Here is an 18,622-nt window from a genome sequence, read left to right as displayed (position 1 = left end):
ATGTCCTCCGAGACCGACATCGCCGTGGTCGGCGCGGGCTGCCGCTTCCCGGACGCCTGGACCCCGGCCCAGTTCTGGGCCAACATCGACGCGGGCGCGGTGTCGATGCGCGAGCTCTCCGACGAGCAGCTGCTCGCCGCGGGCGTGCCCGAGGAGCGGGTGCGCAGGCCCGGGTACGTGCGCCTGGGCACCACCCTGCCCGGTGTCGACGGCTTCGCCGCGGAGTTCTTCGGCTACACCGCCCGCGAGGCCCGGCAGATGGACCCGCAGCAGCGGATCTTCCTGGAGTCCTGCTGGGCGGCGCTGGAGTCGGCCGGGCACCCGCCCACCCCGGACGGCCCGCTGGTCGGCGTCTTCGCCGGGAGCGCGGCGGGCACCTACTCGGCGGCGATGCTGGCGCTGGCGATCGCCCGGGTCGGGCTGGCCGACGCGGTCGACGACCTGGACCTGACCCTGGGCGGCGAGCCGGACTTCCTGACCTCCCGGGTGGCCTACAAGCTGGGCCTGCGCGGACCGGCGGTGAGCGTGCAGACGGCGTGCTCGTCCTCGCTCTACGCCGTGCACTACGCGACCCTGAGCCTGCTCTCCGGGGAGTGCGACATCGCCCTGGCGGGTGGCGCTACCGTGCTGGAACCGGTGCGCGGCTACCTCTACAAGCCCGACGACGGGCAGTCCGAGGACGGCTACTGCCGTTCGTTCGACGCCCGTTCCAGCGGCACCACCTACAGCTCCGGCGTCGGCGTGGTCGCGTTGCGCAGGCTCTCCGACGCGCTCGCCGACGGTGATCCGATCCTGGCGGTGCTGCGCGGTACCGCGGTCGGCAACGACGGCTCACTCAAGGCCGGGTTCGCCGCGCCCAGTCCCGCCGGGGTGGCTGACGTCGTGGCGGCCGCGCTGCGGGTCGCCGACGTGCCGCCGGACCTGCTGCGCTACGCCGAGGCGCACGGCACCGCGACCCCGTTGGGCGACCACGTGGAGCTGGCGGCGCTGACCACCGCCCTGCGCACGGGCACCGCCGCGACCGGGTACTGCGCGCTGGGGTCGGTGAAGGCGAACATCGGGCACACCGGCCCGGCGTCGAGCATCGCGAGCTTCCTCAAGGCCGTGCACGTCGCGCGCACCGGGTCGCTGCCGCCGCACCCGACCTACGAGCGGCCGCGCGACCCGGACCTGCTGGCGGAGAGCCCGTTCTACATCACCACCACCGGGCGGCTGTGCGCGGACGAGGACCGGCACGTGCTGGTCAACTCCATCGGCATGGGCGGGGGCAACGCCGCCGCCGTGCTCGCCCCGCCGCCCGCGCCCACCCGGGCCGCCGCGCCACACCGCGAGCAGGTGCGGCTGGTGCTCTCGGCCAAGACGCGGGTCGAGCTGGACGCGCTGTCGACCGCCCTGGCCGAAGACGTCGAGCGCGGTGACGCCCCGGTCGCCGACCTCGCGCACACCCTGCGCGTCGGGCGGCACGGGTTCGACGAGCGGCGGGTGATCACCGCCCCGGCCGACCGGCTCGCCGCCGCGTTGCGGCTGCCGCGCCCGCCCTTCGCCAAGACCCAGCGCGCCGGTGTGCGGCGCGCGGTAGTGGTGGCCGACGACACGGCCCCGGCGGCGTTGCTGGCCGGGCTCAAGGTCGCCCTGCCCGGTGCGGAGTTCGACACCTCCGCGCGTACCGGACCGGACTGGTTCCCGATCACCATCGGCTCCACTGTGGACGGTATCGGGCATGCTGTCCCCGCGACCGGTGACCCGGCCGAGTTGCTCGACGCCGCGCTGACCGCGGCCTGGCTGCACGGCGTCCCGGTCGACTGGGAGGCGCTCTCCGGCGGACGTGGACGACGGGTGTCGCTGCCGACATACCCGTTCAGCCGCAAGCGCTACTGGGCTCTCGACGGTGTGTCGATGGCCGATCTCGGCGCGCCGCGGGCCAAGCCCGCCGACGAGGCCACGGACTCGGTCGAGGAGCAGGTGCTCGCGATCTGGAAGGACCTGTTCGACCGTCCGGGGACCACTTTGGACACCGCGTTCGCCGACGACGGCGGAACCTCGCTGTTGGGCGTGCAACTCGTGCTGGAGCTGCAGGAGCGCTTCGACGTGCTCGTCAACGTCCACCGCGCGGGCGGCGGTCAGGCGACCCCGCGCCGCATCGCCGAACTGGTCCGCACCCTGCGCGCCGACCCCGACGCGGGCCCCCGCGCCGACGAGATGGACCACGCCGACGACGGCCTGGTCGACGCCGACCTGGCCATCAAGCTCGGCCCGGTCGCCCAGGTCACCGCGCGCGGTCGCGACATCCTGCTGACCGGCGCCACCGGATACCTCGGTGCGTTCTTGCTGCACGAACTGCTGTCCCGGACGCCAATGCGGGTCTACTGCCTGGTCCGCGCCGCCGACGAGGCCGAGGGCCGTGCCCGCCTCGACGCCGCCGCGGCAAAGTTCCTGCTACCGGCGCCGGACCCGACGCGGGTGTCGGTCGTGCCCGGCGACCTGCGCGACATCCTCCACATCGGACAGTCCTATCGCGGTGGAGAGCTGGTCGAGAAGGTCGGCCACGTGCTGCACTGCGCCTCCCGGGTGGTGTTCACCGAGCCCTACCGCACCGTCCGCGAGGACAACGTGCTGCCGATGGTGGACCTGCTCAACTGGGCGCGCGCCAACGGGATCCGCGACTTCAGCTACGTCTCGACGGCCGCCGCGACCGCGCCCGCCGCGGGTGCCGACCGGATCCTGGAGACCCGCGACCAACCCCTCGATCCGCGCCTGGGCGGCTACGGCGTCAGCAAGTGGGTCGGCGAGCGGCTGCTCGACCGGGCGGGCGAGGACGGCATGCGGGTGCGCGTCTTCCGGCCCGGCCTGATCATGTCCTCGTCGGAGACCGGCGCGGGCAACACCAAGGACCTGATCTACTTCGTGCTCGCCGCCGGGGTCGCCGTCGGCGCGCACCCGGTCGACGACCGCACGCACGACCTGGCCCCGGTCGACCTGGTCGCCAAGGCCGTGGTGGACCTGGCGATGTCCAAGGGCTCGGTCGGTCGGGTCTACCACCTGGTCGGCGAGAAGCTGCTGGGGCTGCGCGAGATGTTCGCCCTGCTCGCCGAGGCGGGCCTGCCCACCGAGCCGCTGCCGCTGGCCCGCTGGCAGGAACGCGTCCGCGAGCGCGCGCTCGGCTCGGACAACGCGATCCTGTCCACCGCGGCCCTGCTGGAGATCGAGGGCAACGCCGCCACCGACCCGCCGTTGCAGGCCACCGGGTGGCAGCCCTGGCTGCGGCGCAACGGGTTCGACCCGGGGATCGACGGCGCGATGCTCCGCGCCGGCCTGCGGTACCTGGCCCGCGTCGAGCCGATGTTCGCCGCCCTGCTGCCCGAGCTCGCCGCCGACGACCTGATCAGCACGGGAGAGACGGTATGACGCACACACTGGCCATCCTGGGCGCGGGGGTGATGGGGGCGGGCATCGCGACCCTCGCCATCGGCCGCGGCGTCCCGGTGATCCTGGTCGACCTCGACGAGGACGTCCTCACCGCAGCCCGGGAGCGGGTGGACCAGCAGCTCCGGCTGGGCAGGCTGATGGGCAGGCTGCCGCGCGAGGTCGAGGCCGCCGGGCTGGTCACCAGCACCGACCTCGCGGCGATCGCCCCGGCCACCGCGGTGGTCGAGTCGGTCACCGAGCACCCCGACCGCAAGGTCCGCGTGCTCACCCAGGTCAGCGGCGTGGTGGCGCCGGGGACGCCGATCGTCACCAACACCTCGGCGGTGCCGGTCGACGAGCTCGCCGAGGCGCTGGCCCGGCCCGCGGACTTCCTCGGCGTGCACTTCATGAACCCGCCCTACCTGGTCGAGATGGTCGAGGTCGTGCGCGGCCCGCGCACCGGCGACGCGGCCCTGGTCGTGGTGCTCGACCTGCTCACCCTGCTGGGCAAGAAGACCGTGGTGGTCGGCGACGGCCCCGGCTTCGTGATCAACCGGGTGCTGCAGCGGATGATCAACGAGGCGGCCCGGATCGTGCAGGACGGCGTCGCGGCCCCGGCCGAGGTGGACGCGCTGTTCACCGGCTGCCTCGGCCACACCACCGGGCCGCTGGGCACCGCGGACCTGATCGGGCTCGACAACGTCGTCGACTCGCTGCACGTGCTGCTCGACCGCACCGGCGACGAGGGCTACCGGCCCTGCGAGCTGCTGGTGGCCAAGGTCAAGGCAGGCGACCACGGCCGCAAGACCGGTCGCGGCTTCTTCGAGTACAGCTCCGGTGGACCCAGCTCCGTCGGACGTAACGCAGTCGAACATGGAGGTGCGCGGTGAGCGCCCAGGCAACCCAGCCCACTCGGGAGAGCGTCAGCGAGAACCTGCTCGCCTTCCTGGAGCGGCGGATCAAGTCCGCGGTCGCGCCGGACGTCGACCTGTTCGAGGCGGGCATGGTGTCCTCGCTGTTCGCCCTCGAGCTGGTGGTGCACGTGGAGAAGGCGTTCGGCGTCACCATCGGCGGCCCCGACCTGCGGCTGGACAACTTCCGCACGGTCGAGGCGATGACCGCGCTGGTGCTGCGGCTGAGCGAGGCCCCCGGTGCCTGACCAGGCCACCGCCGACCCCGCCGCCGCACCGGAAAACACTGGACCGGAAAACACCGCACCGGAAAACACCGCACCCGAAAACCCTGCACCGGGGAACTCCGCACCGGGCTTTGCCGCGCCGGACTTCGCCGACCAAGAGATCGCCGCGGTGGAGATCGTCGGGGTGCGCACCGTCGATCTGGCCCCCGAGCCCGCCTGGCCCGGAGCCGACGCGGCGGACCTGGCCGGGCTGGTCACCGAGCTGATCGGGGACCAGGCCGGGGCATGGGACCTCGACGGGCACATCCCGCGCGAGATCGTGCGCGAGCTGGGCCGGGCGGGTGTGCTGTGCGCGCAGGCGCCCGCCGCCCACGGCGGACTCGGTTTGTCCAATGTGGACGCCGGTGAGCTGACCGCGCACGTCGGCGCGCTGTGCTCCTCGACCCGCAGCCTGATGACCTCCCAGGGCATGGCCGCCTGGACCGTCGAGCGCTTCGGCGACGACGCCCAGCGCGCGGAGTACCTGGGCAGGCTCACCGCGGGCGAGACCGCCGGGGTCGCCTTCAGCGAGCCCGGCGCGGGCAGTGACCTCTCCGGCATGGCCACCCGGATCGAGACCGAGGGCGACAGCGTGGTCGTCACCGGCCAGAAGGTGTGGGTCACCGGCGCCGCCTACGCCGACCTGCTCGTTGTCTTCGGCCGGGTCGGCGAGGGCGCGGGCGCGGTCCTGGTCCCCACCGACGCCCCCGGCGTCACCGTCACCCGGGTTCCCGACCCGCTGGGCTGCCGCGCGGCCGGCCACGCCGACGTGCTGCTCGACGGCGTCCGGCTGCCCGCCGACCACGTGCTCGCGGGCGCGGGTCTCCCGTTGGAGTGGCTGGTCACCTCCGCGCTGACCTACGGGCGGCTCTCGGTCGCCTGGGGCTGCGTGGGCATCCTGCGCGGCTGCCTGGCCGAGACCACCCGGCACGCCCGGACCCGGCAGCAGTTCGGCAGGCCGCTGGCCGACCACCAGCTCGTCGCCCGGCACCTCGCCGAGCTGCACGTGGCCGAGCGGGCGGCGACCGCGCTGTGCGCGGAGGCGGCGCGCGGTCGCGACGCCGGTGGGCCGGAGCACGTGAGCGCGGCCGTCACCGCCAAGCACTTCGCCGCGGGCGCCGCCGTGCGCGGGGCGGCCTCGGCGGTGCAGGTGCTCGCCTCGGCCGGGGCCCGCGACGGGCACCCGGTGGCCCGCGCGCACCGCGACGCCAAGCTGATGGAGATCATCGAGGGCAGCACCGAGATCGGTCAGCTGCTGCTGGCCGACCACGCCCTGGCGGTGTGGTCGTGAGCGCGGGCATCGGCATCGGCGCGATCGCCTGCGTGCTGCCCGAGCGGCTGGACCGGGTCGCCGACCTGCCCGAGGTCGGGCTGCTCGACGCCGAGGAGGCCGAGTTCGCGCTCTCCTGCGGCATCGAGACCGTCGGCGTGTTCGACGACCAGTCCACTGTGGACCTGGCGGCGCGGGCTTGTCGGGAGCTGCTGAGCGACGGCGGTCTTGAGCCTGACCTGCTGCTGATGGTCGGCCCGCGGGCGCCGGAGACGCTGCTGGGCTCGGACGTGTGCCACGTGCAGGCCGAGGCGAAGCTGCCCTCGGCGTTCGCCTTCACCGTGGACGGCTTGGGCTGCACCGGTTCCAGCGCGGCGTGGGCGTTGGCGCGGGACCTGTTGATCGCCCAGCCCGCCCGGCGGAGCGTGGTGATCACCCACGCGAGCAGGCCCACCGCGATCGACCGGGTGCGCCACCCGGTCACCGTGATCGGCGACGGCGCGTACGCGATGACCGTGGTGCGCGGTGGCCGGCCCGAGCTGGTCGCGCACCGGATGGAGACCGACGGCGGGTTCCACGACCTGTTCGGCGTCGACTACAAGCAGTCCCCCTGGTACGAGTGGCGCGAGGAGTGCCGCTCGGCCGACCGATACCGCTTCGAGCTGGCGATGCACTCGCGGCTGCGGCTGGGCCGGATGGTCGAGGAGGTCCTCGCCGAGGCCGGGCTGGTCACCGAGGACGTGGCCGCGACGCTCATGCAGAACGTCACCGCCTCGGCGTACGAGTTCTACGGCGCGCTGCTGGGCACCCCCATCCACCCCGTCTGCGGCGACCACCTGGCCCGCTACGGACACCTCGGCGCGATGGACGTCGTGCTCAACCTCGACCGGCTGCTCCGCTCGGGCGAGCTGGGCGAGGGCGACCACGTGCTGGTGCTCAACAACAGCCCGGTCGCGGCCTGGGCGGTGACCCTGTGGCGGATCTGAGCACGGCCGAGGAGACCCCGGTGGAGGCTGGAGTGACCGTGAACGCCGAACTGACCGTGAATGCCGAAGTGACCGTGAAGACAGTCAAGTGCCTGGTGTGGGACCTCGACCGCACCCTGTGGTCGGGGGTGCTGCTCGAGGACGGCGAGGTGACCCTGGCCGACGAGGTGCGCGAGGTCATCGTCGCCCTCGACCAGCGCGGCATCCTGCAGTCGGTCGCCAGCCGCAACGACCACGACCACGCCTGGCCGTGGCTGGAGAAGCTCGGCGTGGCCGACTACTTCGTGCTGCCGCGGATCGGCTGGGGCGCGAAGTCCGCCTCGGTGCGCGCGATCGCCGAGGAGCTCGCCTTCGCCCACGACGTGATCGCCTTCGTCGACGACACCCCCACCGAGCGCGCCGAGGTCGCCCACCACCTGCCTGACGTGCGGATCTACACCGAGCGCGACGTCCTCGGCCTGCTCGACCGGCCCGAGTTCACCCCGGCCGCGGTCACCGCCGACGCCCGCAACCGGCGCGCGATGTACCAGGCCGGGTTCCGCCGCAAGGCCGAGCAGGAGAGCTTCACCGGCCCCGACGAGGACTTCCTGCGCACCCTCGACCTGCGGCTGGGCATCCACCGCGCGACCGAGGCCGACCTCGCCCGGGTCGAGGAGCTGACCCTGCGCACCAGCCAGATGAACGCCACCGGCGTGCACTACTCCGACGCCGACCTGCGCGCGCTGCTCGACGACCCCGACCACGAGGTCCTGGTGACCACGTTGGACGACCGGTTCGGCCCGCACGGAGCGGTCGGCATCATCCTGCTGGCCAAGTACGACCCGGTGTGGCACCTCAAGCTGCTGGCCACCTCGTGCCGCGTCGTGACCTTCGGTGCCGGGACCGTGCTGCTGCGCTGGCTGGCCGACCAGGCGGCCCGGGCGGGCGCGCACCTGGTCGCCGACTTCCGGCGCACCGAGCGCAATCGGATGATGGAGGTCGCCTACCGCTTCGCCGGGTTCACCGACCAGGCGTGCGACTGCCGCGCGGCGCTGTCCGCCGCCGAGGGCATCGAGCGGCTGCACCTGGTGCCGCAGCGCCACGAACCACCGACGACCATGACCGTGCAGGCGCCCGATCTTTCCCTCCACAAGGGACGGTGAGGCATGTCCAAGACGCTGTACCAGTGGTTCGCGGACTCCGCTGCCCGCCACCCCGACGCGGTCGCGCTGGAGGTCGGCGAGCACGTGCTGACCTACCGTGAGCTGGAACGCCGGGTCGCCGCGGTCGCGTCGTTGGTGGTGCGCGCCGACGGCCGCTCGCCCGCTCGGGTGGCGCTGCTGGCCAACCGGAGCCTGACGGCGTTCGCCGGGTACCTGGCCGCGCAACGCCTGGGAGCGGCGGTGATCCCGCTCAACCCCGGCTTCCCGGCGGCTCGGCTGCGCCAGGTCCTCGACGCGGCGCCAGTCGACGTGCTCCTCGCCGACGAGTCCAGCGCGGGGTTGTTGGCGGACGCGCCCGTCGCTGTCCTTGCCCTGTCCGACAACGATGTCCTCACCGCCGAGGGTGACGTGGCGGCCACCCCGGCGGGGTTGGACGAGGTGGCCTACATCCTGTTCACCTCCGGCTCCACCGGTCGTCCCAAGGGCGTGCCGGTGCGCCACCGCAACCTCGCCCCGTACATCGCGCACAACATCGACCGCTACGCCGTGGCCCCCGGCGCGCGCATGTCGCACACCTTCGACCTGACCTTCGACCCGTCGGTGTTCGACCTGTTCGTCACCTGGGGCGGCGGCGCCACCCTGGTCTGCCCGCAGCGCACCGAACTGCTCAGCCCGGTGGACTACCTGGTCGAGCGCGGCATCACGCACTGGTTCTCGGTGCCCTCGGTGGTCACCGTCGGCGGTCAGCTCGGCACCCTGCCCGCCGGGCTCGCCACCGGGGTGCGGCACAGCGTGTTCATCGGCGAGCAGTTGCCCGCCCACACCGCCGCCGCCTGGCGCGCGGTCACCCCGAACGCGCCGGTCGACAACGTCTACGGGCCGACCGAGCTCACCGTCGCGTGCACCGAGTACCGGCTGCCCGCGGACTCCGCCACCTGGCCCGGGACCAGCAACGACACCGTGCCCATCGGACCGGTGTACGGGTTCCTCGACCACGTCGTCATCGACCCCGACGGGCTCCCGGCCGAGGACGGCGAGCTGTGCGTGCGCGGTTCCCAGCGCTTCGACGGGTACCTCGACCCCGAGGACAACGCCGGGCGGTTCGTGACCCTGCGCGGCGGCCGGTTCGTGCCGGTCAGCGGGCCGGTCGAGCCCAAGCACTACTACCGCACCGGCGACCGGGTGCGCTGGGAGAACGGGAACCTGGTGCACCTGGGCAGGCTCGACCACCAGGTCAAGATCCGGGGCTACCGGATCGAGCTGGGCGACATCGAGACCGCCCTGGCGCGGCACCCCGAGATCAGCGCCGCGGTGGTGCTCGTCGCGGGCAGCGACACCGACCCGCGGTTGGAGGCCTGCTACACCGGCTCGCCCGTCCCGGCCCGCGACCTGACCCGGTGGCTGCGCGCCCGGCTGCCGCTGCACATGGTCCCGCGCCGCCTGTACCACCTGGAGTCGTTGCCGCTCAACGCGAACGGCAAGACCGACCGGCGCGCCCTGCGCGAGTTGATCACCCCCGAGACCCCCGCGAGAAGCTGACCCCATGCTCAAGAGCCTCATCCCGCCCGCGGGGCCGATCCGCACGCTGTGCCTGAGCCACGTGTCCAAGACCGCGGCCAACGGCATCCTGCTCTCGGTCGCCGTCCTCTACTTCACCCGCACCGTAGACATCGCCGCCGACCAGGTCGGCCTGGCGATGAGCATCGGCGCGGCCATCGGGCTGTTCGCGGCGGTGCCCGCCGGGCGGCTGTCCGACCGCTACGGCCCGCGCGACGTCACCGTGGGTTTGTTGCTCCTGCTCGGGGTGTTCGTCTGCGGGTACCCGCTGGTCGGCGACTTCGTCGGGCTGCTGGTGGTCAGCTCCCTCGTGCTCGCCGTGGAGACCGCGACGGACGCCTCCAGCAACCACCTGATCGCCGGGCTGCTGCCGCCGGAGGAGCGGGTGCGGGCGTCGTCGTACCTGCGGGCGGCGGCCAACCTCAGCATCGTCGCCGGAGCCGGCGCGGGCGCCGTGGGGCTCTACCTCGACACCCGGGGCGCCTACCTGACGTTGCTGTTCATCGCGGGCGGTCTGTTCGCGTTGTCGGGGTTGGCCTATCTCAACGTGCCGAGGGTCGCGCCGTCCGAGCATGAGGGTGACGGTCCGGTGTGGACGGTGCTGCGCGACGGGCCGTACGCGGTGGTGGCCCTGCTCAACACGATCCTGATCACTAACGCGGGCGTGTTGGTCGTGGCGCTGCCGATCTGGATCTCCGAGCACACCAGCGCGCCGCCCTGGCTGTTCCCGCTGATCGTGATCCTCAACGCCGCCTCGGTGGTGCTGCTGCAGGTCCGGATGAGCGACGGCGCCTCGGACGTCCCCGGCGGCGCCCGGGCGCTGCGCACGTCCGGGTTCCTGCTCGCCGCGTGCTGCGGGCTGTTCGCGCTGTCCGCCGGGCTGCCGACCTGGGCCACCGTCGCGCTGCTGATCGCCGGCGCGCTGGTGCACGTGCTCGGCGAGATGCTGCACGCCACCGGCGCCTGGGCGCTGGGCTTCGGGCTGGCCCCCGAGCACGCCCAGGGCCAGTACCAGGGTCTGTTCGCGATGTCCTCGCAGCTCGGCCAGGTGATCACCCCGGTGCTGGTCGCGGTGCTGCTCACCCGCTGGGGCGCGGCCGGGTGGCTGGTGTTCGCCGTGCTGTTCGCCGCGGCGGGCGCGGTCGCCCCGTCCGTCACCGACTGGGCCCGGCGCACCCGCGCCGCGGCCCCCGACCCTGTGAGGCCGTGATGGACTTCAGCCTGTTCTACTTCAGTGACGAGGGCGGCGCCGCCGACGGCTACGAGCTGCTGCTGTCCGGCGCGCGCTTCGCCGACACGCACGGCTTCACGGCCGTCTGGACACCGGAGCGGCACTTCCACCCCTTCGGCGGCCGCTACCCGAACCCCGCGGTGACCGGTGCCGCCCTGGCGGCGGTGACCTCCAGGGTGAAGATCCGGGCGGGCAGTGTCGTCGCGCCGCTGCACCACCCGGCGCGCGTGGCCGAGGAGTGGTCCGTTGTGGACAACCTGTCGGGTGGCCGGGTCGGGGTGTCGTTCGCCTCCGGCTGGAATGCCACGGACTTCGCGCTGCGGCCTGAGCATTACGCCGACCGGCGTGCGCACACGGTGCGCACGCTCCAGCAGGTGCGCTCGCTGTGGCGAGGTGACGCGCTGGAAACCGTTGACGGCAATGGGAAGTCGTGCACTCTGGAGATCTACCCGCGGCCGGTGCAGCCCGAGCTGCCGGTGTGGCTGACCAGCGCCGGGGGAGTGGAGACTTTCCGCGCCGCCGGCCGCGCGGGGGCGGGCGTGCTCACCCACCTGCTCGGCCAGGAACCCGCCGAGCTGGCGGAGAAGATCGCCGCGTACCGCGCCGAGGCGTCCGCTGTCGGCTGGCCCGGGCACGTGGTCCTGATGCTGCACGCCTTCCTCGGGGCGGACGACGACGAGGTCCGTGAGCAGGTGCGCGCCCCGCTGAGCCGCTACCTGCGCAGCTCCCTCGGGCTGCTGCTGGGCTCCGGGCTCGACGGGAAGCGCCGGGTCGACATCGCCGCGCTGTCCGAAGAGGACATCGACTTCATCGTCAGCCGCTCGTTCGACCGCTACTACGACAACGGCGGCCTGCTCGGCACCGTGGACAAGCTCGAACCGGCCGTCGCCGCGTTCCGCGCGCTCGGTGTCGACGAGCTCGCGTGCCTGGTCGACTTCGGCTTGCCCACCAGGACAGTCCTCGACGCACTGTCCTATTTGGATGACCTGCGCGCTCGCACTGCACTCGCCGCCGCGACCCGCTGAGAGGGGGACCACCGTGATCGGAATCGTCGACTTCGACGTGGCGTTCCCGGCCGAGCGGATGACGGTCGAGCGGATGCACGAGCTGTCCGGGCGCCCGGTGCCCGACATCCTCGCCTGGACGCACTGCGCCGAGATCCCGGTCTTCGGCGACTACGACGAGGCCTGGGAGCTGGCCGCCGACGTCGCCCGCAAGGTGCTCGACCGCGCCGGGGTCGGCACCGCCGACATCGGCCAGGTGATCATGGCGGGCGGCGGCGACTGGGACTACCCGGGCTGGTCGCCGTCGGCCAAGGTGGCCGACGCCTTGGGGATCACCGGCGCGCACTGCTTCGAGGTGGTCAACTTCTGCACGTCGTCGTCCACCGCCCTGCAGGCCGCTGTCGACGCTGTTTCCGCTGGTCGGGTGCGGTACGCGCTGGTGCTCTTCGGTGAACGGGCCAGCCGCGCGGTCGACTACACCGACCCGGAGTCGGTGTCGCTGTTCAACACCGGCGACTGCGCGGGCGCGGTGCTGATCGGGTCCGAGGACGTGCGGTACGAGTTCCTCGGCGCCCGGATGCGGACCGACCCGAGCTGGTGCGACTTCTACGTGGGCGAGTACGTCGACGACCGCGTGGTGACCCGTCGGCGCGGCAACCAGCTCAAGCTCGCCAAGGTGTACCTGGACAACTACCGCGTGCTCGTCGCGGAAACCCTTGCGGCGCTTGGAAATTCAGCGGAGCTCGGAACTTCTGCGGCGCTGGGGACCGAGGACATCGCGTACCTGCTGATCAACCAGATGGACCGGCGCATGCACGAGCGGCTGCTGCGCGCGCTCGACCTGCCCGACGAGCGCACGGTGTTCAACTACGACCGCTACGGCCACATGGGCTGCTGCGACCCGTTCATCGCACTGTCCGATCTGGACGCCCTGGGTCGGCTCCGGCCCGGGGAGCTGGTGCTGCTCGCCACCAGCGGGGTCGGGTTCAGCTGGGGCATCACCGCGCTGCGGCGCCGATAGGAGGGCTCGTCATGTCGCTGCTGCACGACCTCGTCTTCACCGCCGCCCGCCGGTGGCCCGACCGACCGGCGGTGTCCACCGACACCGAGACCGTCAGCTACGCCGAGCTCGCCGCCGCGACCGCGCGGCTGGCGGGGATGCTGGCGGAGAGCGGGGTCCGGCGCGGTGACCGGGTCGTGGCGGTCGGACCGTCCGGGCCGCTCACGGCCGCGTTGATCTACGCCTGCTCCCGGGTCGGCGCCGCGTTCTGCGTGTTGCACGAGCAGGTGGTCGGCAAGCCGTTGGCGCACGTGCTCGACGAGGCAGAGCCCGCGCTGGTGATCGCGGCGGATGCCTGGTCGGCGGCGCACGACCTGGCCTTCGGACCGGGACCGGTGCCCGAGGACCTGGGACCGGAGCCGCTGCCGGTGGACGCGGTGTGCCTGATCTACACCTCGGGGACCACGAGTGCCCCGTCGGCGGTGGTGAGCACCCAGCAGCAGGTGTGCTTCGCCATCGAGGCGATCCGCTCGGTGCTCGTCTACGAGACCGAGGACGTCGTGTACTGCCCGCTGCCGCTGTCGTTCGATTATGGGATGTACCAACTGTTCCTGGCCGCCGCAGTGGGCGCACACGTTCGGCTCGGGCGGCCCGCCGACGCCGGTCCAGGGCTGCTCCGCAACCTCGTCGCGGCTCAGGCCACCGTGCTCGCCGCGGTGCCCTCCGTCGCTGAGGCACTGTCCCGGCTCCTGCGCCGCGACAGCTCCCGAGTGCCCCCGCTGCGACTGCTCACCAACACCGGGGCTGCCATGCCGCCAGAAGTGTTGCGCGACCTGCGCGCGGGGATTCCTGGGTTGCGGGTTCAGCTGATGTTCGGCCTCACCGAGTGCAAACGGGCCACCATCATGCCCCCGGACGGCGATCTCGACCGTCCTGGCTCGAGCGGCTTGGCGTTGCCCGGGACCGAGGTGTTCACTGTGGATGGATCGGGAAATCGCTTGGGAGCGCGGGAGATCGGTGAACTGGTGGTGCGCGGCCCGAACGTGATGTCCGGCTACTGGCGCCGCCCCGAGCAGACCGCCGCCCGGTTCCCGCGTAACGAGGGCCTGTTCCCCGAACTCCGCACCGGCGACCACGGCTGGCTGGACGAGGACGGTTATGTGTATGTCGTCGGGCGGCTCGACGACATCTACAAGGAGCGCGGCTTCCGGGTGAGCGCGGCCGAGGTCGAGGCCGCAGCTCGCCGCGTGCCCGGTGTCGAGCTGGCCGCCGTGGTGCCCCCGCTTGACGGTCGACCGGCACTGCTCGCGGTGGTGGGCGAGTCGACACCGGCCGAGGTGCTCTCGCTCATGCGCGCGGAGATCGAGGAGTTCAAGATCCCCCGGCACTGCGTGGTCGTCGAGTCACTCCCGTTGACCCGCAACGGAAAGGTAGACCGCAAGCGTCTCGCGGAGGTGAGCGGTGCTTGACGTTCCAGAGACCCCGGCGTATGTCTACGACCTTGCGGAGGTCCGGTCGTCGGTCGCCCGCCTGACTGCGGCTTTGCCCACACCGACCGGCCTGTACTACTCCTTGAAGGCCAACCCGCACCCCGCCGTACTGGAAACCTTGAGGGCGGCGGGCGTCGCGCCGGAGGTGTGCTCACGCGGCGAACTGGACGCGGCTTTGGTGGCAGGCTGGTCGGCCGCGGAGGTCCTGTACACCGGACCGGGCAAGCGCGACGACGACGTCCTGCACGCTTTGACTTCCGGAGTTCGCGAGTTCTGTGTGGACTCGCCACACGGTCTGGATCAACTGTCCACTTTGGCTTCTTCAGTGGACGCCTCGGTCCGGACCCTGTTGCGTGTCAACGACGATGTTCCCATTGGGGGCCAAGGTCTCGCCATGACCGGTGTCGCCTCCCAGTTCGGCGCCGACACAGGATGGATCGTCTCGGCGCCCGAGGACTTCGGAGACCGCCCGGGTGTGCACGTGGCCGGGCTGCACCTGTACATGGGGACCAATGTTGACTCGGTGGCGGCGCTGCTGGCCCAGTTCACCCGCTCGCTGGAGACGGTCGCCCTGGTGTCCAAGGCATTGGCGCCTTACGTGGGCGACTTAGAGGTCATCGACCTCGGCGGCGGTTTCGCGGCCCCGTTCGCCCGCCCCGGCCCTCCCGCGGACCTGACCGGCCTGCGTGCGGGCTTGGTGGACCTGCTGGACGGGCACCTCCCCGGTTGGCGCTCGCGTGAGCCGTTCGTGACGTTCGAGTCCGGCAGGCACCTGGTTGGCACCGCAGGCACCCTTGTCGTCCGGGTCTTGGACGTGAAACGTTCGCACGGCAGGGAAGTCGTGGTCCTGGAATCCGGCATCAACCACCTCGGCGGCATGTCCGGCCTGCGCAGACTCCCCCCGATCAACCCCACCTTCACGGTCCAGGGCACGACGCCGACCATCGTCACCGGCCCCCTCTGCACCCCACTGGACACCTGGTCCAAAACGGCCCCCCTCCCACCCCTGTCCGTCGGCGACGTAGTCACCATCCCCAACGTGGGCGCCTACGGCCTCTACGCCAGCCTCATCGCCTTCCTCGGCCACCCCTGCCCCGTGGAAGTGGCCATCGACGGCGACCAACCCCCACACGTATCCCGCCTCACCCTCACCCGGAGGACCCCCTGATGGACGACCGCTTCACCGAGCTACTGGCCGCCAACCTGCCCCTGCTGGGCGACGGCCAGCTGACCGAGGACACCCGCCTGCGCGACATCGGCCTCGACTCCATGGGAGCCTTGGACCTGCTGTTCGGCATCGAGGACACCTTCGCCGTCTCCCTGTCGGACGAAGACCTCAACGACACGACCTTCGGCACAGCCGGCTCCCTCTGGCAAGCCATCACGGCAGCCATGGCGGCACAGGCACCAGCCACGCCTTGACGCACTCGTTGATCTCGGCCACCGCGTTGGTGATCGCTGACAGGTGCCTGCCTCGATAGGCGATCAATAGTCGGGCTTGGGGGACGGAGGCGGTGAAGGTGACCGCGGGCCCGGAACTGGTCCGGATCGTGAGCGTCCGGGACCCACATCGCGGATGGGCACCGCTGACGGCGTGTGTACCTGTCGTCGCGCACGCCATGGCCAAGGTCTCGAGCGAGTCGGACCATAGCCGCAGCGAAAAGGTGTCGATGGCCCCAGGCCGCATCACCACACTCCGCCGGTCGGTTGCCAGATCGAAGATCGTCGTGATGGGTGCCCCGTCCTCGCTGAGCCCCTTGACGCACCAGCGGAAGACGAAACCCGCAGTGGTTACCGTGTGCCGGAACAGCAGGGGATCGGTCACCTTGAGCTACCCAGTGGTAGGTGATCGACTAGCCAGCGGCACGCCTGCGTCGCCGTGGCGCACACGTCCTCGAACTCGTCGACGAGATCCGTGGTGAGCGCGTCCTCTTCGATCGCTCTGGCCACGGAGGTCGCGAGTCTCGCGAGATCCCCGAGGTCACCACGCACGAATATCAGGCCCTGTGGTGCCACTACCGTCTCTCCTGAACGTTGTTGCTGGTCACGGCAGCCTCGCCGGTTGATGAAGTGCACGCTACGATCGGTCGGCGGGCTGGGGAACTGACCGTCGGTACGAGTGCGATCGCTCAGAGAAGCGGCTATTGGGGAGCAGCCATGCGGGCTCGACCACGAACCCTGACCGCTGGTCGGGGGGCGCCCGCCTTCGGGGTCGTGTCGGGGTTCGTGCTGAAGCTGGCGCGCCAGTCCACCGGGTTGACTCAGGAAGCGCTGGCGGAGCGCTTGACCGTGGATGTGACCACGGTTCAGGGGTGGGAGTCCGGCAGGCGGCCACTTGCCGCCGTCCCCGCGGGTGAGTTCGTTCGGTTGTGCGGTCGCCTGGGCAGGCTCGGCGCACCACCGTCCACTGCCCGGCACCTTCGGGAAGCGGTGGAAGCGGACCTCGTCCTCGCGGTGGGTGTGCACGCCGGAGGCACTTGGGTGGATCCTGATACGCATCCCCTCGCCGCCAAGGTGCACCGGAAGACGATCACCAACCTGATCACTTGGCCGGTCACCGGTGACGTGCCCGCCCAGCTCCGGGATCTCGTCCCCAGGTGCCCAGGCGCGGTCCGACCCCCGCCGGACCGTCGCTGACGGAAGCGGAGCGGTCCAGGTTCTTCGACCACCTCCTGCTGGTCGCCGAGCGCACCCACCAGGGCGCCGAGGCACTGCTGCGGCGGCGGGCGGTGTACCTGCTCGGGTTCGACCGCCGCCCGCAGGTGGTCGACTGGCTGGGCGACGAATGGCGTTCGGTCGCCGTCCGCCGGACCGCGGGCATCACCGATCTCCTTAAGGCGAGGTCCGCGTCGGTGGCGCTCGCGTCGACCGGCGCGAACGACAGGCTGCACGAGTTCGTCGTGGCGATGGCCGAGCCTCGGGCAGGCGTCGCGAACCTGAACTATTGGGCGCACTGGATCGGGGAGTCCACCGGGGAGCAGGTGGACGACGACTTCATGGTCGAGGCTGACACCCGCTCGTGGAGTGGTGCGCCACTGCTGCGGCACCTGCTCGATCGACTCGACCCGGGATCGCCGCACCTGCCCCTGAACTTGCACACAGCGCACTCGTTGATCGCTTCCCGTCCACGTCTCTTGGCTGGGCAGTCGTCGGTCCGGCCCCGGCTGGCCGAAGTGCTGGAGCGACTCTCGGCGAGTGATGTGCTGACCAGGGCCGGCCGTGACCAGGTGGCTGGTTTGCACTACGCACTTCGGATGGCGGGGGAAGGCGATGGGTGAGGAGCAGGGGCGCGCGCTGGCGGCGTTCGGTTTTGAATTGGGGGTGCTGAAGCGAATCCGGCGCGCGGGCTGGTGGCACGCGGGTGTGCGCGATCCGGAGTCCGTCGCCGAACACACCGCGCGCGTGGCCCAGTTGGCCGCGCTGATCGCGGCCGAGGAAGGAGCCAACCCCGAGCGCGCCGCGTTCCTGGCGCTCTGGCACGACACGCAGGAGGTCCGGACCGGGGACCTCCCGCACACGGCCACCGACTACCTCGACAAGCCCGACCCGCGCGCCATCACCGCTGATCAGACCGAGCACCTGCCCACCGCTTCACAAACCGCTGTGCGGGCCGCCGTCGACGAGTTCGAGGCCAAGACAACTCCGGAAGCCCGGTGCGCCAAGGACGCCGACAAGCTGGAGATGCTCCTGCAGGCCCTCGAATACCGCGACACCGGCGTCCACCGCATCGACGGGTGGGTGGACTCGGCCCGCAAGGGCCTCACCACGGAGACCGCCCAGCGGGTCGCCGAGGCGGCGCTTGCGCTGTCGCCCATGGCTTGGCGGGACCGGTAAGTTCGCCTCGACTAGGAGCAACCGCTCACCACCAAGCCGCAGCAGCCCTCAAGCCACCGGTAGCGCCGCCCACCCGCCCAACCGCAGCGGAGGCCAAGCCCGCTGGTGCGCAACAGGATCCTGACCCGGCTGGTGCGCAAGTCCAGCTACGGTTGCTCGATCTAGTGGGCTCGCTTCGTGTGGGGGAGGAGTGCCGCCAAACTCGCCGTGTGGTGGGGATGACCTCACGTGGATCCACCCACCCACCAAACCGCAGCGGACAGGCCGACCCCGCTGGAACGTAAGTCCCGCTACGGATGCTCGATCTAGTGGACTCGCTTCGTGTGGGGGGAGAGCACCGCTAAACTTGACCTGTGGTGGGGATGCCCTTCTCCCCACGCTTTTCCCCACCGCGGTGCTCTAGTACTCCAGCCGCACTTGGTGATCTTCGTGGTGTAGGTTGTCGATCTTGTGTTGACTGATGAGGATCTTGACGCCTGGGTGGCCGGGTTGGATGAACTGTTCGCCCAGGTGGCGGGCCGGTTCT

At 71.6% G+C, this 18,622-nt stretch carries 17 protein-coding genes; 16 read left to right on the top strand and 1 reads right to left on the bottom strand.

All coding sequences use genetic code 11. From position 1 onward, the window contains the following. From QSK30_RS16335 to QSK30_RS16275, 13 genes are all read left to right on the top strand, one after another. On the top strand, positions 1–3,405 hold the full coding sequence (locus QSK30_RS16335; protein WP_285503689.1) for a thioester reductase domain-containing protein: 3,405 nt from the start codon (positions 1–3) through the stop codon (positions 3,403–3,405). Further along, on the top strand, positions 3,402–4,295 hold the full coding sequence (locus QSK30_RS16330; RefSeq protein ID WP_285503687.1) for a 3-hydroxyacyl-CoA dehydrogenase family protein: 894 nt from the start codon (positions 3,402–3,404) through the stop codon (positions 4,293–4,295). The genes QSK30_RS16335 and QSK30_RS16330 overlap by 4 nt, the downstream gene beginning before the upstream one ends. Beyond that, the gene (locus QSK30_RS16325; protein ID WP_285503686.1) at positions 4,292–4,564 is read left to right on the top strand and encodes an acyl carrier protein; all 273 of its coding nucleotides are present in this window, start codon (positions 4,292–4,294) and stop codon (positions 4,562–4,564) included. The genes QSK30_RS16330 and QSK30_RS16325 overlap by 4 nt, the downstream gene beginning before the upstream one ends. A 163-nt stretch (positions 4,565–4,727) precedes the next feature. Next, positions 4,728–5,873 carry an acyl-CoA dehydrogenase family protein gene (locus tag QSK30_RS16320; protein ID WP_502871842.1) on the top strand — a complete coding sequence of 382 codons (1,146 nt, stop codon included), beginning with the start codon at positions 4,728–4,730 and terminating at the stop codon, positions 5,871–5,873. Beyond that, entirely contained in the window at positions 5,870–6,838 is a 969-nt protein-coding gene (locus QSK30_RS16315) for a 3-oxoacyl-[acyl-carrier-protein] synthase III C-terminal domain-containing protein (protein WP_285503685.1), read from the top strand. The genes QSK30_RS16320 and QSK30_RS16315 overlap by 4 nt, the downstream gene beginning before the upstream one ends. 68 nt (positions 6,839–6,906) lie before the next feature. Then, the gene (locus QSK30_RS16310) at positions 6,907–7,980 is read left to right on the top strand and encodes an HAD-IIIC family phosphatase (RefSeq protein WP_285503684.1); all 1,074 of its coding nucleotides are present in this window, start codon (positions 6,907–6,909) and stop codon (positions 7,978–7,980) included. A 3-nt stretch (positions 7,981–7,983) separates the two neighbouring features. Next, positions 7,984–9,519: an amino acid adenylation domain-containing protein gene (locus tag QSK30_RS16305; protein WP_285503683.1), complete on the top strand. Its 1,536-nt coding sequence runs from the start codon at positions 7,984–7,986 to the stop codon at positions 9,517–9,519. Between the two features lie 4 nt (positions 9,520–9,523). After that, the gene (locus QSK30_RS16300) at positions 9,524–10,747 is read left to right on the top strand and encodes an MFS transporter (RefSeq protein WP_285503681.1); all 1,224 of its coding nucleotides are present in this window, start codon (positions 9,524–9,526) and stop codon (positions 10,745–10,747) included. Next, on the top strand, positions 10,747–11,793 hold the full coding sequence (locus tag QSK30_RS16295; protein WP_285503823.1) for a MupA/Atu3671 family FMN-dependent luciferase-like monooxygenase: 1,047 nt from the start codon (positions 10,747–10,749) through the stop codon (positions 11,791–11,793). The genes QSK30_RS16300 and QSK30_RS16295 overlap by 1 nt, the downstream gene beginning before the upstream one ends. 13 nt (positions 11,794–11,806) lie before the next feature. After that, a complete protein-coding gene (locus QSK30_RS16290; RefSeq protein WP_285503680.1) occupies positions 11,807–12,793 on the top strand; it encodes a 3-oxoacyl-ACP synthase III family protein in 987 nt (328 codons plus the stop codon). An 11-nt stretch (positions 12,794–12,804) separates the two neighbouring features. Continuing rightward, positions 12,805–14,241, top strand: coding sequence for a class I adenylate-forming enzyme family protein (locus tag QSK30_RS16285; RefSeq protein WP_285503678.1), 1,437 nt, complete (start codon positions 12,805–12,807; stop codon positions 14,239–14,241). Further along, the gene (locus QSK30_RS16280) at positions 14,234–15,430 is read left to right on the top strand and encodes a type III PLP-dependent enzyme domain-containing protein (protein WP_285503677.1); all 1,197 of its coding nucleotides are present in this window, start codon (positions 14,234–14,236) and stop codon (positions 15,428–15,430) included. Before QSK30_RS16285 ends, QSK30_RS16280 begins: the two co-directional genes overlap by 8 nt. Beyond that, complete coding sequence (locus tag QSK30_RS16275; protein ID WP_285503676.1) at positions 15,430–15,684, top strand: acyl carrier protein; 255 nt, start codon at positions 15,430–15,432, stop codon at positions 15,682–15,684. Before QSK30_RS16280 ends, QSK30_RS16275 begins: the two co-directional genes overlap by 1 nt. On the opposite strand, the gene QSK30_RS16270 is transcribed toward QSK30_RS16275, so the two are convergent. After that, complete coding sequence (locus QSK30_RS16270; RefSeq protein WP_285503675.1) at positions 15,644–16,087, bottom strand: hypothetical protein; 444 nt, start codon at positions 16,085–16,087, stop codon at positions 15,644–15,646. The two genes, QSK30_RS16275 and QSK30_RS16270, sit on opposite strands and share 41 nt — an antisense overlap. Before the next feature lie 332 nt (positions 16,088–16,419). Between QSK30_RS16270 and QSK30_RS36890 the strand changes: the two genes are divergently transcribed. From QSK30_RS36890 to QSK30_RS16260, 3 genes are read left to right on the top strand one after another with little or no spacing between them, the layout of a single operon-like run. Beyond that, a complete protein-coding gene (locus tag QSK30_RS36890) occupies positions 16,420–16,899 on the top strand; it encodes a helix-turn-helix domain-containing protein (RefSeq protein WP_352231582.1) in 480 nt (159 codons plus the stop codon). Further along, entirely contained in the window at positions 16,860–17,540 is a 681-nt protein-coding gene (locus QSK30_RS16265; protein ID WP_285503673.1) for a hypothetical protein, read from the top strand. Before QSK30_RS36890 ends, QSK30_RS16265 begins: the two co-directional genes overlap by 40 nt. Then, positions 17,533–18,096, top strand: a complete 564-nt coding sequence (locus QSK30_RS16260) for an HD domain-containing protein (RefSeq protein WP_285503672.1) — start codon at positions 17,533–17,535, stop codon at positions 18,094–18,096. Before QSK30_RS16265 ends, QSK30_RS16260 begins: the two co-directional genes overlap by 8 nt. The last annotated feature ends 526 nt before the right edge of the window (positions 18,097–18,622 follow it).

Origin of the sequence: Actinokineospora sp. NBRC 105648 (assembly GCF_030269645.1) — a bacterium.
Taxonomy (GTDB): Bacteria; Actinomycetota; Actinomycetes; order Mycobacteriales; family Pseudonocardiaceae; genus Actinokineospora.
This window is presented reverse-complemented; position numbering and strand designations above follow the sequence as displayed.